The organism is Acinetobacter sp. YH01004 (genome assembly GCF_013420455.1).
Lineage (GTDB): Bacteria > Pseudomonadota > Gammaproteobacteria > Pseudomonadales > Moraxellaceae > Acinetobacter > Acinetobacter towneri.
Genome location: NZ_VOXZ01000014.1, coordinates 24855 through 41455 on the forward strand (window position 1 = coordinate 24855; position 16601 = coordinate 41455).

The 16601-nt window shown below is 42.3% G+C and carries 18 protein-coding genes; 12 read left to right on the top strand and 6 right to left on the bottom strand.

Features of this window, described 5'->3' with window-relative positions:
* Window position 1 precedes the first annotated feature (1 nt).
* The 11 genes from FTT71_RS10145 to FTT71_RS10190 all read left to right on the top strand — a co-directional run bounded on the left by FTT71_RS10145 (window position 2) and on the right by FTT71_RS10190 (window position 9594).
* On the top strand, window positions 2–220 hold the full coding sequence (locus FTT71_RS10145; protein ID WP_019837972.1) for a helix-turn-helix domain-containing protein: 219 nt from the start codon (window positions 2–4) through the stop codon (window positions 218–220).
* Window positions 217–585: a hypothetical protein gene (locus tag FTT71_RS10150; RefSeq protein WP_180044277.1), complete on the top strand. Its 369-nt coding sequence runs from the start codon at window positions 217–219 to the stop codon at window positions 583–585. The genes FTT71_RS10145 and FTT71_RS10150 overlap by 4 nt, the downstream gene beginning before the upstream one ends.
* 8 nt (window positions 586–593) lie before the next feature.
* Window positions 594–980 (top strand): hypothetical protein, encoded by a 387-nt coding sequence (locus FTT71_RS10155; protein ID WP_257221927.1) that lies wholly within the window; start codon window positions 594–596, stop codon window positions 978–980.
* Window positions 973–1278, top strand: coding sequence for a hypothetical protein (locus FTT71_RS10160; RefSeq protein WP_180044275.1), 306 nt, complete (start codon window positions 973–975; stop codon window positions 1276–1278). The genes FTT71_RS10155 and FTT71_RS10160 overlap by 8 nt, the downstream gene beginning before the upstream one ends.
* Window positions 1275–3371 carry a YfjI family protein gene (locus tag FTT71_RS10165; protein WP_257221926.1) on the top strand — a complete coding sequence of 699 codons (2097 nt, stop codon included), beginning with the start codon at window positions 1275–1277 and terminating at the stop codon, window positions 3369–3371. The genes FTT71_RS10160 and FTT71_RS10165 overlap by 4 nt, the downstream gene beginning before the upstream one ends.
* A gap of 238 nt (window positions 3372–3609) precedes the next feature.
* Window positions 3610–3936: a single-stranded DNA-binding protein gene (gene ssb / locus FTT71_RS10170; protein WP_180044273.1), complete on the top strand. Its 327-nt coding sequence runs from the start codon at window positions 3610–3612 to the stop codon at window positions 3934–3936.
* Between the two features lie 545 nt (window positions 3937–4481).
* On the top strand, window positions 4482–4610 hold the full coding sequence (locus tag FTT71_RS13355) for a hypothetical protein (RefSeq protein ID WP_257221924.1): 129 nt from the start codon (window positions 4482–4484) through the stop codon (window positions 4608–4610).
* Between the two features lie 1490 nt (window positions 4611–6100).
* Complete coding sequence (locus tag FTT71_RS10175) at window positions 6101–6343, top strand: hypothetical protein (RefSeq protein WP_004975383.1); 243 nt, start codon at window positions 6101–6103, stop codon at window positions 6341–6343.
* A gap of 185 nt (window positions 6344–6528) precedes the next feature.
* Window positions 6529–7680 (top strand): efflux RND transporter periplasmic adaptor subunit, encoded by a 1152-nt coding sequence (locus FTT71_RS10180; protein ID WP_019383618.1) that lies wholly within the window; start codon window positions 6529–6531, stop codon window positions 7678–7680.
* Complete coding sequence (locus tag FTT71_RS10185) at window positions 7677–8885, top strand: ABC transporter permease (RefSeq protein ID WP_180044271.1); 1209 nt, start codon at window positions 7677–7679, stop codon at window positions 8883–8885. Before FTT71_RS10180 ends, FTT71_RS10185 begins: the two co-directional genes overlap by 4 nt.
* Window position 8886: 1 nt before the next feature.
* On the top strand, window positions 8887–9594 hold the full coding sequence (locus FTT71_RS10190; RefSeq protein WP_179996024.1) for an ABC transporter ATP-binding protein: 708 nt from the start codon (window positions 8887–8889) through the stop codon (window positions 9592–9594).
* Window positions 9595–9733: 139 nt separating this feature from the next.
* Here the strand turns inward: FTT71_RS10190 and FTT71_RS10195 are convergent, their stop codons facing one another.
* From FTT71_RS10195 to FTT71_RS10205, 3 genes are all read right to left on the bottom strand, one after another.
* On the bottom strand, window positions 9734–10051 hold the full coding sequence (locus FTT71_RS10195) for a hypothetical protein (protein WP_004975369.1): 318 nt from the start codon (window positions 10049–10051) through the stop codon (window positions 9734–9736).
* 140 nt (window positions 10052–10191) lie between these two features.
* The gene (locus tag FTT71_RS10200; protein WP_154320426.1) at window positions 10192–10974 is read right to left on the bottom strand and encodes a sulfite exporter TauE/SafE family protein; all 783 of its coding nucleotides are present in this window, start codon (window positions 10972–10974) and stop codon (window positions 10192–10194) included.
* A gap of 44 nt (window positions 10975–11018) precedes the next feature.
* On the bottom strand, window positions 11019–11702 hold the full coding sequence (locus FTT71_RS10205; RefSeq protein WP_136144181.1) for an MBL fold metallo-hydrolase: 684 nt from the start codon (window positions 11700–11702) through the stop codon (window positions 11019–11021).
* Between the two features lie 193 nt (window positions 11703–11895).
* Here FTT71_RS10205 and FTT71_RS10210 point away from each other — a divergent pair, with 193 nt between their 5' ends.
* The gene (locus tag FTT71_RS10210; RefSeq protein ID WP_096902278.1) at window positions 11896–13233 is read left to right on the top strand and encodes a sigma-54-dependent Fis family transcriptional regulator; all 1338 of its coding nucleotides are present in this window, start codon (window positions 11896–11898) and stop codon (window positions 13231–13233) included.
* Here the strand turns inward: FTT71_RS10210 and FTT71_RS10215 are convergent.
* Genes FTT71_RS10215 through FTT71_RS10225 form a run of 3 tightly spaced genes read right to left on the bottom strand, consistent with a single transcriptional unit; the run spans window position 13228 to window position 16601 of the window.
* On the bottom strand, window positions 13228–14061 hold the full coding sequence (locus FTT71_RS10215) for an SDR family oxidoreductase (protein ID WP_096902277.1): 834 nt from the start codon (window positions 14059–14061) through the stop codon (window positions 13228–13230). The genes FTT71_RS10210 and FTT71_RS10215 overlap by 6 nt on opposite strands.
* Window positions 14062–14101: 40 nt before the next feature.
* Window positions 14102–14956: a TauD/TfdA family dioxygenase gene (locus FTT71_RS10220; protein WP_180061206.1), complete on the bottom strand. Its 855-nt coding sequence runs from the start codon at window positions 14954–14956 to the stop codon at window positions 14102–14104.
* A complete protein-coding gene (locus FTT71_RS10225; protein WP_180160926.1) occupies window positions 14910–16601 on the bottom strand; it encodes an AMP-binding protein in 1692 nt (563 codons plus the stop codon). Before FTT71_RS10225 ends, FTT71_RS10220 begins: the two co-directional genes overlap by 47 nt.

Sequence of the window (16601 nt, forward strand, 5' to 3'; positions counted from 1 at the left end):
AATGAATAACACTCAATTAAAACAAGTCCTAGCACACCTTAAACAAGGCAAAACCCTCTCCCAAGCTGAGGCTATCGACCTATTCAACTGCTATCGACTGAGCGCAATTATTCAGCGTTTACGAAATGCAGGTTATGACATTGTGACCCATAACGAGCGCAATAAGTCAGGCATTGGCAGACATGCACGTTATGAACTTATTAAGCAGGTGGCAGCATGAATAAGCATATTGACCCTGAATTTTTTAAAGCCTTTGACCACTACAAAGCAATGGTGAAGCAATACGGAGATGACCACCCCATCACCGAGCAGGCACTCATTTTAACAATGCACTACACGCCTGAGCATATCAAAGAGGAAATGCACCAAAAGGCTAAGGAATTAAACCTATTGCCACCGCCAAGCGGTTACACGGATGACGGCGAACCCATGTACCGCCTAGAGGACATTGCAAAGCACTTTGGCATTAGCTTTGAGGAAGCAGAGCAGCATTTATTACAGATGATGGATAACCGCCAAAAGGTCGGATTATCAAATGATGGGGTTTTGATTAATCCCAACACCAATTTTAACCGTGTGCAGTAGGTGGAAGCATGAAAGAGCTATTTTTAGAAATGTTTAGAGGACTACTTTTGGGTATGTGCTTTGTTTTGTTTTGCTTTGTTATTGCAACTCTAAGCCGTTCTGTTTATGCTGTAGACCTCTCAAAAAATATCAGCGTCACCCCACAGCGTCATTGTGGTTTTATTGTGCCCAAGTTTTGCAAAGCCTCTCAAGCTGCGCAGAAAACAAGCGCAAGCGTTTCAGCTACGCCAACAAGGCTGCAATCCCTCTATGAGGGGATGACACAACAAAATAAGTCAGCAATGGCGAATATGTTGGGCGGTACTGATATACCGAGAGTGAATCCCCTCACCAGTTTTAAACATGGTGAAATCTCTCAAAACTCAAAAATATCAGGAGGCAATCATCATGCCTAATCAAAATGCTAAAGCTATCCCTCACCAATACCATGCTGGCGATATGCAAGACGTAAATGCACTGGCAGCAGAGGGTTTAAGTTGGGCAGCAATGGGACTGCATGACCTAAACCTACACATTAAGAAAATCAAAGCTGAATTAGACAAGATTGGAGTAGAAACAGAGTATCGCTTCATGCAGCTTGATGAAATCTTAGGTATGCACCAATACCTTGCTGAACACCGTGCAAATTGCCACAAAGAACAAGCTGAACACTACCGTGAGGAATGGGAAAGAATAAAAGGGGGTGAAGTATGAATGCAAAACACCCTGATATTTTAAATAAGCCAACGCCTATAGTGGTGAATATCGACCCAGTAACAGGGCATCGGGTAGAGTTTTTTCAGCTAGAAGATTTTGCGCCAAATTGTATTGATGAGCGCAATTTCAAAGTTAAGCCTGAGAGCTATATTTGTTCTAAATTGCCTAGTTATAACTGTGAAAATTGCGAAGCCTACACGCTCATAAATCCAACCGAATTGAGCGAGGTTATAGGCTATGCAATCAGAGGTACAGCAAGAAAATACGACACCACCACAACACCATTTAAAGAAATAGACAGCCAACAAGTGTCATTCATTATTGGTAAAAAAGGATTGTTTGCAAGTGGTTTAAATAAACCTCATTTATCGTATGTAGTCGGTACAAATGATATGGATTTATTTATTCAACTTGCTAAGGCAGGCAAAGCGGTTTTGCTGCATCAAAGTTTAGATGAAGCGTACAAGATTTTAAACAGTGGTATGCCTGAAAATGTTTTTAGATTGATTGCAGGCAAGTCTACCCCAGTAAACAACGCTGATTTATTTGTTCAAGTTGATGACTCTTTTAGAGCGTTTACCTCTCAACAAATAGAAACGTTTTTTCTTGAGAAACGGAAGCAAATTATTGAATCAGGTGCATTCAATCAAGATGCAGATTCTCAACACTGGGGCGAGTTGCTGCCACTACAACAAGAGGAATCAGCAGCAAGCAACCCTTACCCTATTGATGCACTGCCCTTATTGGCAAAAGAAGCGGTTTTGGCTATTTCCGAGCATGTGCAATCACCCATAGCCATGACTGCTCAATGTGTTATTGGTGCAATGTCACATATTGCCCAAGCTAAAGTAAATGCACCCGATAGATTCAAAGCACACGGCGAGCCATGCAGCCTATTTTTACTCACAGAGGGGCAAAGTGGCAGCCGTAAGAGTACAAGCAAAAATCTAGCAGATCGGGCGATTTTGGAATATGAGCGCAAGCAGTACGAAATATATCGAACCGAGTTAGAGCAATGGAAAAGTGGGCAAGCAGGATTGCCAAAAAAAGACCGTGAGGCGTACTGTGCAGAGAATCCACCACCGAATGACCCAAGCACCCTATACAGTGACATTACCCTTGAATCTATTGCAGGATTGTTTATTGATGGAATCTTGCAAAATGCTTCAATCTCAAGTGATGAAGCAGGGCAATTTTTCGGTGGGCATACCATGAAAGCCGATACACGTAACCAAGCATTAGGCGGTTATACAAAATTGTTTGATGATGGATATGTGGAACGTACACGCTCAAAGTCAAACCTCAATGGCAGTGGTCGGGCGCATGACGTTCGAGTGACGTTTAATCTACAAGGGCAGCGTGAAGTTTTAGACAATGCCTTAAAAGACCCAGTGCTAAGAGGACAAGGCTTTTTGCCTAGATTCATCTTAACTATTCCTGAAAACTTGGCAGGCACACGCCTACAAAATGCAGCATATCGCAACAAAAACGCCAACAAAGACCACAGGCTTATTGCTTATTGGACACGGTGCGAATCATTGCTCGATAGCTGCCCACAGGTGCAGACAGAGCATGAGTTGCATAATGGGCGGTATGTCATCCCTATGAATGAGGAAGCCATAGCGATTGATACGGAGTTTTATAACGTCATTGAGTCGCTACAACGTGTAGGAAAGCGTTTTGAGTACCTACAAGCGTTTGCGAGCCGTGCAAGCCAATTGGCACGCCGTTTAGCAACGGTATTTTCTTATTTTGAGGGATTGCAACAGATTGATGGTAAAACCCTAAAAGGAGCTTGTGAGGTCGTCAAACATTCATTAAATGAATGGGCAATGTATGCAGAAATTGAGGTTAAAGCGGAAAGTGATGCTGAAAAGCTGATTAAGTGGATTGTCGGTAAATGTGTGCAGCAAAAAACAGACAGACTTACTTACTCATATATACAAACCTCATGCCCTAGACCTATGCAGAAAAACAAAAACCTTTTGGAAATGGTTATTCAGCAACTAGAGGATTCACACCACATCAAGATTGAATCACTAGGGCGTACTCGATACGTTGTAATTAACCCTTTATTACTGGAATCGTGACTAAGTGACTAAGTTAAGCTGTAAGCCTTACAGGGCAAGGCTTTTCACTTAGCAGTCAGCAAAAATGGCTTTGACTAAATGACTAAGTGGATGACTAAAAACTATATTCATTTAGTCACTTAGTCATTGCGTTATTTAGTGACTACTGAACGCAAAGCCTTATATATAAAGGCATACAGAGCAATTTAGTCATTTAGTCAGCTTTTTAGATAAATGAAATATATTTGAGAATTGAACAATGCCAAACGTGAACAAAGCAATCGTAATGGGTGTATTAGGTCGTGACCCTGAAACTAAGAATTTCCCCAACGGCGGTAGCGTTACCAATTTTAGCGTTGCAACTACTGACCACTGGAAAGACAAGACCACTGGAGAGCGCAAAGAGGCTACAGAATGGCACAGAATCAGCACTAACAACCGATTAGCCGAGATTGCTAGTAAGTACCTAAAGAAAGGCAGCAAGGTTTATATTGAGGGCAGCATGAGAACAAGGAAGTGGAAAGACCAAAGCGGTGCAGATCGGGAAGTCACAGAGATAAAAGCCGATGTTCTGCAATTGCTGTGATGCACTTCACTTTCCGACCAACAGCAAAGCAAGTGAGCAGTAAACTGTTTTATAATTGATGTAGAAAAATCGCTGTAGTTTTTAGTTTTGCCCATACTCCCCAGTATGGGTATTTTTTTGGCTGTAATTCAGTATTCAAGTATTACTTGATAACTGGGCATCTTAGACCGCATTAGATCGGCAAAGTCTAATTAGACAAAACCTAGACCATGATTGCCAACCTAAATCATTAGTGAAATCTCATATTGAAAACACTGTAAAATGACTGAAACACAGAGTACATAAGGCATTGAGCCTGATTTAATACCTATCAATTAAAGCGAGGTTATCAATGGAAAAAACACACGGTCAAATTGAAGATTGTTTGAACTTGGACAGCCGAGTCATGGCTCGATATAAGGTATTTGATGGTGGAGGAAGTAACTCATGGGCATGGCGAAAAGGCGACTCTCAAGAAGTATTTTCATCTATAACATATCACTACGATAACGGCGGTTTAACATTAAGCTACACATGCAACGAGCAGCAGCACCGCTATTTAGTGGATGTTGTCACCACACCATGCAACTACGGTGGAAAGCGATATTGGTTTAATTGCCCAAAGTGTTCTAAGCGAGTTGCAAAGCTATACCTACGCAATTCAATGTTTTTCTGTAGAACTTGCCACAAACTGAACTACAGCACACAGCAGAGTTGCAAACTAGAAAGCACCCGAATCGGCATGTATAAAATCAGGAATAAACTTAACTGGCAGTATGACACCGCATTCATGAAGTCGTGGCATAAATTGAAGCCTAAAGGGATGCACCATTCAACCTATAACAGATTGGTACAGAGGCATGACGAACTAGAGCGAAAGTCAGAGCAATATTGCATTGCAAACTTTCATGCCTTTATGAATAGACATGGTTTAAAACCATCATGGGATTAAACAGGACTTGCACAGTGCTACACCCTTACAGATGCGATAGCAGCAGGCTTGCACCCTTTTTTATAGAGTGCAAGTAGTGTTGATTGTTCTATCAATAATTTATTGTTTTCTAAGGTAAACGCAAAAATACGTTGGCTAACCATCGGGGGGCGGTGAATAGCTGTACCATGATTCAAAACCTAGACCGCAGCCAATCGCACGTATAAAAAAATTTCTGTTTTTGTTAAAAAGTTAACTTTTTGTTAACTGCTACGGCGTTCTAAATGTGAGGTTTTGTGAGGTTGTGAACTTAGGATTACTTAGGATTTACGCAGTAGTCCGAAAAACTAACATTTACTGACAGTAGGACTAGCGCAATTTTGCATTTCGTAACAACTACGCGCGCGCACGCGAGGGAGCGAGTTAAAGTGTGGTTTTGACCTTTAAAATCCCAATAGAGTTACAGTGTGATTATTCGGGCGGTTTACTGCTACAAATAGCCTGAACATAGGACTACCCCCCACTGGGGGATATGCTCAAATTTGAGCGCATCCAAACAACCAAGTGCCTTTCGGCAATCACCGAAACGATAGTGGAAATGCTTAAAGATAGTTAGTGAGTAACTGAGTAACTTAAAGTAACTCACAATGGATAAGATTCTAAATCTAATCCCACCTGAGCCACCAATAAGGTGAGCAGCTTAAATACTTAGGTTTTCGTTCCACCAAAAAGAGGAGCGAAAAAACACAGCAAACAATTGTTGAAGTGCTAGAGAATTAAAAAAAAGCGTGGGCGTACGAGCGAGTTTAAATCCTGAGTTGGACTCCCCTTTTCCCCACCAAACCCGACAAGAAAACAGCCTAGCAGCACATAATTTGTATCCCAGTTTGTATCCCTAACTTTTTAATAATATTTTTATTATTTATAAACAATAACTTATTAAGTTTGTTCAATTGACGCCACCCCACCAAATTCTTAAATTCATATGAAGTTACATAACTAAATATGACTAAAAAAGCCTTAAACATCAGTGTTTAAGGCTTTTTCTATGGGTTTTGCGTCCAATGCTATCCAGAACAAATTGACCCAAATTTGAATAAATTGGGTCAAAATTGCGTCAATTTGACCCACAACATTTAGATCTATAATGACCTGAAGCGAAGTACATCTCTCAAACAACCCTTGTCATAAATTTGTAATGTTTGTTGCTTATAAATTCTTAGAAATTTCAACTTTATATTTTAAGGTTCAGGAATGTCAGCAAACATCAGCTTAAAGTATCTAAATTCATTGATCAGTGATGCTCAGACTAAAGGCAATAAAATTGAGAAAATATTATTGGGCTATAAGGCTTATTATTTTTTCATGTCAGATAGTGATTTCCATAAGGCAGTGACTAGCTCTGCACTCTCGCCAAGCAAACGTAAATATAAAGACCATAAAATTAAAGTGACCCAAGACGACTATCAAATTGAGGTAAAACTTCACGAAAAATGATCAGGATTGCTCACTTTTGCACAATACAGGTTCAAATCCACTTTTAGGATTTAAGCCTTTTTATTGGACGGTTTATTCATCTCCAAACATTTTTCGCTTTCATCCCCCAAACCGAATAACTCTCCCGCACAATAACAAAATAGATTATATTCTCCTTAATTGATAAAAAATTATGCGGAGTACACATGCAGGTATTTCCCTTAGGCAAGCGAACGATTTCCGTGATTGTGGTCATTGTAGCTTTGGTTTTATTGTTAATTTACGTAGTCTTACGCACAGGCCCATTTGCCCCTGTCAACGTCACCCTCACGCAAGCCAAATATCAATCCATTCAACCTAGCCTGTTTGGCATAGCTACCGTTGAAGCGCGTTATAACTATAAAATTGGCCCAACTGCAGCAGGTCGCTTAAAAAACTTAAAAGTAGATATTGGCGATAACGTACAAGCAGGACAACTGTTAGGCGAAATGGATCCTGTCGATTTGGAAGATCGTTTATTGGCTCAACGTGCGATAATCCAAAAAATTACCGCTCAGCAACAAGACACTCAAATCCGTCAAAATTTTGCGCAGCAACAAGTCAAGCGTTATCAACAACTGGCCAAAATCAATGCCACCAGCCAAGAATCTTTAGCCATTAAACAACAAGAGCTCGATTTGGCAACGGCGGCACTCAGCGCGATGCAACAAGAACTCAATAAAGCACGCGCAGACTTAAACACCTTACAAGCACAGCGCGATAATTTAAATTTAGTGGCCACAGCCGCAGGTGTCGTCACTGCACGTTATGCAGAACCGGGTTCAACAGTCGTGGCAGGTCAAACAGTACTAGAAATTGTCGATCCTAACTCCATTTGGATGAATGCCCGTTTCGATCAATCCAGTGCGATTGGTTTAGCTGCAGGTTTACCTGCTCAAATTCATTTACGTTCACGGCAAAATAATGCTTTGGCAGGTCATGTGTTATGGGTAGAACCCCGTGCCGATGCCATTACCGAAGAAATTTTAGCCAAGGTGGTTTTTAATCAACCACCAACGCCTCTTCCGCCTTTGGGTGAGTTAGCAGAAGTCACCATCAGCCTCGCACCATTGGCACGCAGTTTAACCATTCCCAATGCGGCAGTTCACCGTATCGATAACCAAGTGGGGGTGTGGAAAGTTGCAGCAGAAAAACCACAATTTGTTGAAGTTCAATTGGGACGTTCAAATTTAGCGGGCGATGTGCAAGTGCTCGCAGGCTTATCTGAAAATGATCAAGTGGTACTGTATAGCGAAAAACCACTGCATGCCAAAAACCGTTTACGGGTTGTGAAGCAACTTGCAGGAGCAGCTAAATGATTAGTCTAGCAGGTCGTGATATTTTCCATTCATGGGGTAAATTTGTATTTACTGGCTTTGGACTCGGCTTGCTGATTGGTGTGACCTTAATTATGGCTGGTGTGTATCGCGGCATGGTAGATGATGCCAAAGCCCTGCTGAATAACAGTGGTGCTGACCTATGGGTTGTACAGCAAGATACGCTTGGTCCTTATGCAGAACCTTCAAGTGTACGTGATGATTTATATCGTAGTGTGATGAATATGCCTGGGGTGGCGCATGCTTCAAATATTACTTATTTGACCATGCAAGTGCATCATCAAGACAAAGATATTCGCTCGATGGTGGTCGGGATTCAAACAGGTGAACATGCGTGGAATAACTTGGGGTGGCCACCACACTTGTTGGCAGGACGTCAATTGACTCGTGGACACTATGAAGCTGTAGCCGACATTAGTACGGGATTAAAGTTGGGTGATCGTATTAAAATCCGTCGTAACACCTTTACCGTGGTGGGTTTAACCCGACGCATGGTGTCTTCGGGTGGTGACCCGATGATTTTTATTCCGCTGAAAGATGCACAACAGGCGCAATTCCAAAAGGACAATGCTGCCATTTTACAAGACCGTAGACGAACTGCAGAAAACCCGATTTATAATCGCCCTGCTTATCCTGACTTGCTTGAAAGCGTACTCAATGCACAAAGCAGCAACCGTTATGTAAACGCCATTTTAGTCCGTTTAAATGCAGGCGCTTCGGCTGAAGAAACAGCTGCCCATATTCAGCGTTGGCAACAACTGACAGTCTATACCCGCCTGCAGATGGAATACATTTTAATCAGCAAAATGATTGCCACATCTGCCAAACAAATTGCCATGTTTTTAGTGATTTTGGCCTTGGTCAGCGCCGCGATTGTGGCATTTATTATTTATACCCTGACTATGGACAAAATTCGTGAAATTGCGGTCTTAAAATTAATCGGCACACGCAATCGCACAATCGCTTGGATGATCTTGCAACAAGCACTCGCGCTGGGATTAATTGGATTTGCTGTCGGTAAAATCAGTTCAACTTTTGCAGCACCATATTTCCCCAAATATGTCTTATTGGTTCCACAAGATTCGATTTTCGGATTTTTTGCGGTGATGCTGATTTGCATGTTAGCCAGTTTGGTTGCAATTCGGATGGCACTGCGTATTGACCCTGCCGAAGCAATTGGGGGATAACATGACACACGGCATTTTAATTGAAGGTTTAAAAAAGCGTTTTGGACAAGGTGACAATGCCTTTTATGCCTTAAAAGATGTCAATATGCAGGTTGCGCCCGGTGAAGTAGTTGGGCTGATTGGCCCCTCAGGTTCGGGCAAAAGTACCTTACTCAAATGTTTAGGTGCAGTGATTGATCCTACCGAAGGACGCATGACTTTGGGCGATGAGGTGATTTTTGATCAACGTTGGTTAGTCAAAGACTTAAGTGCCTTACGCCGCGACAAAATTGGTTTTATGTTCCAAACCCCGTACTTAATTCCTTTTTTAAATGTTTTGGATAATGTAGCGCTGCTGCCAATGTTGGCAGGCATAGCCAATGACATTGCTCGCGCCCGCGCATTGGAAATTTTAACGGCGCTCGATGTGCAGCATCGGGTACATGCTATGCCTGGACAATTGTCTGGTGGTGAACAGCAGCGTGTCGCCATTGCACGTGGCTTGATTAATCAACCGCCTGTGATTTTAGCCGATGAACCCACTGCACCATTGGATAGTGTACGCGCGATGACCGTGATTCGCTTATTACACGAAATGGCAGAAAAATTTCAAACTGCAATTATTGTAGTCACACATGACGATAAAATCATCCCTACCTTTAAACGCTTGTACCACATTCGAGATGGTGTGACTTATGAAGAACAAGGCGAAGGACGTCCTTTTAAGTAGGCTCTAAAGTTTTCAGCGCTGGAAACTGATGTTTTAGCTCAATATAAAAACCGCGCTTAAATCATTCAAACGCGGTTTTTTAAATATTCACAGGTCAGTAAACTGAACCCATCGGCATCTTATTCAGCCAACATTTTACTCAGTATTCATAGCCATTGTTGATAGACCATTGCTGCAATTTGCCATAATAGATTTCATCGTTGAACAGTAGGTCTGCTTTAGAGGCAGCATTACTTTCTTCAGTTGGGCAGAAACCATCATCACAATCGGCATCGACAACCCAGCAACCACGAACGAACAATACTTTATTGCCTTCTTGCTCCAGTTGTTTCTGAACGCGATCAATCGCTTCATGTAAGTCATCTGCGCCTAAATATGCGGTCAAATACGCATAAGAGCCTGTTTCATCGGATGCTTTGCGGAACTCGACACCCACACAAAATAAATGTTTTTTCATTCTTGGCTCCTTGTCATCTTATACAGCTAAACTAATCTTTAATTTGGTCTAGGTCTAGTGCTTTTTCTTACACTTAACAATACGTTACCTATTCACAATACTGCAGTTCAAAGTAAAAACATAGTATCCAAATATTAGACTTAAGCCATAATCGCTGTATAAATGAGGTAGAACGCAACACCAATGACTGTTGTAGCAAATACCTTTTGTACAGTATTGCTATTCATGCGATGTACCAAAGTACGTCCAAGTAACATCCCGACAATACACGCCAGAACAAAGGTGATGGTGACTGCCATTGGGTACTGAAAGCCATCTAAAACGTGTGCTGAAATACTCACGCCACCAATCAGGAAAATAATCATCAAAGAGGTTGCGACGATACTGCGCATATCCAAATCGGTAAATTTACGCAATAACGGCACAATAATAAAACCACCGCCCACACCCAACAAACCCGTCAGCAAGCCTGCAATTACACCAACACCACCAAGCAAAGACGCCGTTTTAACATTCCAAATTAAGCGTCCTGTGTTTTGGTTTACCTTACACGGTGGATTAATTTGGTCGTTGACTTTATTAAAGAAAATACGATACGCCACAATAAACATGACCAGACTGAACGCCAGTGTTAACCAAATGGGCGGGACAATACCTGCCAAATGCACCCCATAACGTGCAGATGGAATACTGATTAAGGCAATCCACAATGCAGCACGATAACGCACAATACGTTTGAACAAGCCTTCAACTGTGCCAACCAAAGCTGCCAAAGTGACTGCCAATAAACCCACGGGTGCAGCCTGCGCCACAGTCCAGCCTTGGCTTGCCATAAGAGCAGGAACGGCAAGAATACCGCCCCCTGCCCCAGTTAAACCCAGCAAAGTACCAATCGCCAAGCCTTCTAGGATTAACATCCACATGCGTATTTCCCCCTATTCCATCACTATGTTGTGCTGTGCAAACATCACTTGCCACAAACTTTGTTGGCAGGCAAAGCCACATCAATATGTTTTGGATAAGGCAGGTTTAAATTCTGCATGAGGGTAATAAATTCCGCTTTGGTGCGCCCTTGTCCTAAACGCGAGTTATTGCGTTTTTCCTGCCCAACGGTAGAAGACACACGCCCTTTGTAGTCATGCCCTGGGTACACCAAAGTGTCATCAGGTAAGCTAAAAATTTGTAGATGAATGCTGTCATATAAAGTCGCTGGGTTGCCTTCCTGAAAGTCAGTACGACCACAACCATCAATTAACAACGCATCGCCAGTGAATACCATGCCATTGACCACATAGCTGGTACAGGCGTTGGTATGACCCGGGGTATAACGTGCTTCAATCAATAATTCACCCACACGAATGGCGCTGCCATCGGTAATGAAAATATCGCCACACACCACACCTGAATTACGATGTAATACAGTTTTACAACCAAAACGTGTTCTGAGTTCGTTGGCAGCAGTAATATGGTCAGCGTGTACGTGCGTATCTAAGCTATACACCAATTGCAAATCATGCTGTTCTAGAAAAGCAGCATATTGCTCAACCTCTGAAATTACAGGGTCAATCAGCACCGCTTCACGGGTTTGTTCAGATGCCAATAAGTAAGTATAGGTCGAGCTGTCAGCTTCAAAAAATTGATGAAAGATCATGAGATAGATACTGAGTTTTATATTTTGTTATTCTTAATTTTGCAAATATAGTGCCAACTTAATCTCTTTTAAATATATTAATAAAATACAATATATTAAGAGATATTGTTTAATTTAGATCATCCTCCATGTTTCACATCTGTTGCATTTTGTGTTTCAATTGAATCAATAATGAAACAAAAGATGAAACATCATGAATGCGATACATGACTTTGAACAACAAGCCAGTCTTGAAAGCTTTTTGTTTCATTTACAACAACTTTGTCCAGACAGTTTGCTCTATGTTTATGACGACATTGCTCAAACATGGATTTATGAATATGCACAAGATGCTTCTGTTTCTGCAGCTACGGGTAAAACATTAAAAAACCAATTATTGAAATTAAAACTACAATCACAATCAGCATCACAACCACAGACAGGTCTGCTGCAACTCCCGAATAGTGCTAAGGCATGGCACTACCACAGCTTAAATATTCGTGTCCATACAGCCGATTTCACAGGATGTTTATTCTTTCTGCAGCCTAGCGTTGCAACAGTGTCATCACAAACACTCACCCCATCTGCCCAAGCACAAAATAGTTTGGCGGAGTTTTTCCATAGTGATTCGCCACAAATGCAGCATATGTATTCCATTATTGAACGGGTAGCGATTACTGAGTTTCCTGTTTTGGTGCGTGGTGAATCTGGTAGTGGTAAAGAGTTGGTGGCGCAAGCAGTACATGCACGCAGCCAACGGCATGCACAAGTCTTTATTGCGATTAACTGCGCGGCTTTAAATGCCAATATTTTAGAAAGTGAATTGTTTGGGCATGTGAAAGGTGCATTTACAGGGGCAATTCGTGAGCATAAAGGTGTGTTTGAACGTGCTGCAGGTGGTACTTTATTTTTAGATGAAATTGCAGAAATTCCACTGGAACTGCAAGCCAAATTATTGCGAGTATTAGAAACGGGCGAATTCACCCCTTTGGGCGGTGAAAAAGCGATTAAATCGAATGTCAGAATTATTACCGCAACCCATCGCGCTTTACGTGAAGAAGCGCGTTTAGGCAGATTTCGCCAAGATTTACTTTATCGTTTACGGGTGATTCCAATTTTTGTGCCACCACTACGTGAACGTAAACAAGATATCCCTAAAATTGCAGCATTTATTTTGCAACAACAAGCCCAGTTTCAGGTCACGCCACATTTGACCGAGCAAGCACTGAAGGTATTAATCAATTACGACTGGCCGGGCAACGTGCGTGAATTAAAGAATACCTTGCTGTATGCATTGACCATGTCAGCAGGTAAAACGGAAATTGATCAACACGATTTACCCGATGAAATTGTGCATGCTAGTTTGAAACTCGCCACAGCTACCCCAACGCCACAACCTATTGAGCTGCCCATCAAAACCAACAATAAAGTAGATAAAGACACACTGCAGGATTTACTGGAAAAATATCAGGGGCAAACTGAATTGGTGGCACAAGCCTTGGGCATTAGCCGAACCACCTTATGGCGTTATCGAAAAAAATATCATTTATGAGGCGGAAGTTTGCTGAATAAAGGACGCTTTGCTTTGATCTGCATATTCATAAATGGTGTCTAAATCTTTTTGAATGGCAGCTGCGACTCGGCTAGGCATCAACTGATTCAGTTTGACAAAGACTTTTTCAGGATAACCGACCTGATAGGATTGACGGTCTGTTTGTAAAAATTGATACAGTTCTTGTGCCACAAATTCAGGTGAATCCACTTTTGTACCCATTTTGATATTCATTTCAATCACATCGGGATTGTTCATACTGGTATTGGTCGCGCGTGGGGAGAAATATCTAAAACGAATGGCAGTCTGACAATACTCTCGCGCCAACGCTTCAGTTGCACCACGCAAGGCAAACTTACTGGCGCAATAACTCACATAGCCAGGATAGCCGATGCTGCCAAAAGTCGAGCCAATATTGATGATCTGACTCGGCTGACTGTCCGACATATATGGAATCACATCCTGAATCAGTTGCAGCGGATAAGCCACATTGACCAACATCATTTGCTCAATGGTATCCTGTGATTGCTGCGCAAACAGACGAAAATCATTCATGCCTGCATTGTTAATATAGTAATGAATCGGCTGTTTTAATGCGGCAAGTGCCTGAATAAAATCATGACGACTGCTGGCATCAATTAAATCACAACGCAGACTGTGTAATTGCAACTGAGGATACTGCTGCGCCAGACTTTGCTCTAGTTGTTGCAAGGTGTCTTGCTTACGCCCAACCAAAATTAAGTTTAAGCCTTTTTCAGCAAAATGATGCGCAATCGCATGACCAATCCCGCCTGTTGCCCCGAAAATCACCGCAGTTAAATTTGACATAAAAGATACTCTCAATTTTAAGATATTCGATACAACTCAATTATAAAAATGCAGGATTCAGTCCCAAGCCCATACAAATATAGAGTTTACGATCTTCTAATGGCACCAATATTTCACGTCTGCCATGCATAAAGCGCTTGTTATCAATGAGCACCACATCACCATCTTGCCAGTCAATTTCTGAGGTTTCACGCTCGCATCGCTCTGCCAATTCTTCCAATAATTCTGCTTGGATTTCGCTGCCATCGGCAAAGTAAAAACGCTGCTTTTCGTAATTATAAGAAGGCCCCAACAAGGTGTTGGCAAAGGCAGGCACAGCTTTTAAATTGTCATGGCGAATCATCGGCATGCTTAAATCGTACTGTACGCCTTCATCATGCGCAGGGCGAATCCGTTGTCTAGGAATCATCTCAATAAAATGAGCGAGTTCCTGCTGCCCGACCTGTACGGCATCGGCAATATTGAGTGCTGTCGCCACATACTTTTGCCACATCGCTTTGGGTAAGTAACGGCTGATGGTCATCGGTTCAGCAAATTTCTGCTTCAGTGTGTCAGGCAGTTTTTGCCATACCTCATGTCCATCACATAAAGTAGTCTGCGAACCACGCGAAGCACTTTTTTCACTAAAAAAAGCAATAATATCAGGCGGCATTGGGGTTGAACCATTTTCTATATGCAGTCCCATTGCCTGCGTACCTGCATCTACTTTTTGCGATTGTCGGGTCACATTTTCACGTGCAGGGTCATAGGTCAGCTTTTGGCAAATATTGCTCATCAGCCCACTAAACGCATTCACATCATAATGTTCATTTCTAAGTAAAACCCAACCGTGCTCCACCAAACGATCTTTAATTTGTTGTGGGGAATGTTTGAATTGCTGTTGTGCAATATTCATGTGATTTCTCTCTATCTCTATTGATGACTGACAGGTTGATGTCTATCTGTGAAACATCTCCAAGATCAGCCATTAAATACGTTGTAGGATGTGCCAAAGCTGTCTGATACTGTTGCTGAATGACTGCTCTACGCAATTTTCCGTTATCGGTTAACATCTGATTATTTAAAGAAAAAGGTTGTTCAGCACGGCACCAGTGTTTAATTTGGGCATAATCAGGCATACGGGTATTGGCACGATAAATCGCGGCTGCCAATTGCGCATCTGAACGATGTTCCTCGGCATAAATCACTGCAGATAATGACGGCTGCGCTTCACCAAACACGGCAATCTGTTGAATTTCAGGCTCACTCAAACTGTTCGATTCAACCCATTCTGGTGAAATATTGCGCCCAAAACTGCTGACAATAATTTGCTTGATACGCCCCGTGATATATAAATAGCCATCTTCATCAAAATAACCTGCATCGCCTGTGTGAATATCGGCTGATACCGCATCCTGCTCACGCCCAAGTTCATGCATATATCCCAACATGGCATTGCCCTTGACCACCACTTCTTGATTGGCAGCAATTTCGACTTGAACATGCGGTAATACGCGGCCAACACTGCCAATTCTGCGAGCTTCAGGCAGGTTTAAACTCACGACCGATGCACATTCAGACAGACCATAACCTTCATAAACAGGTAAATTGAATTGCTGACACTGCTTGAGTAAATCTGCAGACACCTTGACACCACCCACGGCAATAAACTGCAAAGTGCGCAAGCCCAAATCGCCGTGTTGATGGATATATTCCACAATCGCTTTGAGCATTTGCGGCAATAAAATCACGCTTTCAATGCGATATTGCTGCACGGCATCGACAAAGCGTGAAACATCAAACTCATAGTTGGACAGCAAACCGAACTGGCTGACTTCACCCACCACCACTGCACGTCCCATGTGAAAAGGCACATACACGCCTGCGATATTTTCAAGCAATGTTGCAAATGGAATTAGACACAAATGCCGCCCAAGCTGGCTACTTTGTAATGCCTGACTTAAAGAGTGTGTAATTGAATTGATGGTGGCTTCTGCCAAACACACACTTTTGGGTGTACCTGTACTGCCCGAGGTATAAGTAATTTTTGTAGGCTGCTCAGCAGAATTTGGGGATAAATGCGGTTGTGCTGTTTCAACGCTTAGACGAAACAACTGCCCTTGATATAAATCTGATGGTGGCAAAACCTGTGCCTGAACTGCATCAATCATCTCCAACAAAGCTTCTGGAATAGCAGTATTTCCAATAGCCGAGTTAACATTGGACGGAGTATCGCTTTGTGCAGTATCCGTCAAAATACACAGCAACTCCGCTTGGCTGTCTTGCAGTAAATGTTGCACTTGTGCAGCAGTAAAAAATAAAGGCACAGGAATGACTGTCATTGCAGCTTTACGTGCGGCTAAATCGACCACAATCCAATCGGCCTGATTCACACCCCACAACGCCAAACGCTGTACTTGATAAGTTGCCAATTCTGCACTGAGCAACTCAACCCGTTGCTGTAATGTGGCATAACTCAGTATGGTTTGTGCCGTCACAATTGCTTCACGCTCAGGGTCTGTTTGGGCATAGTGATTCAGGTTTTCAAATAACTCATTCAT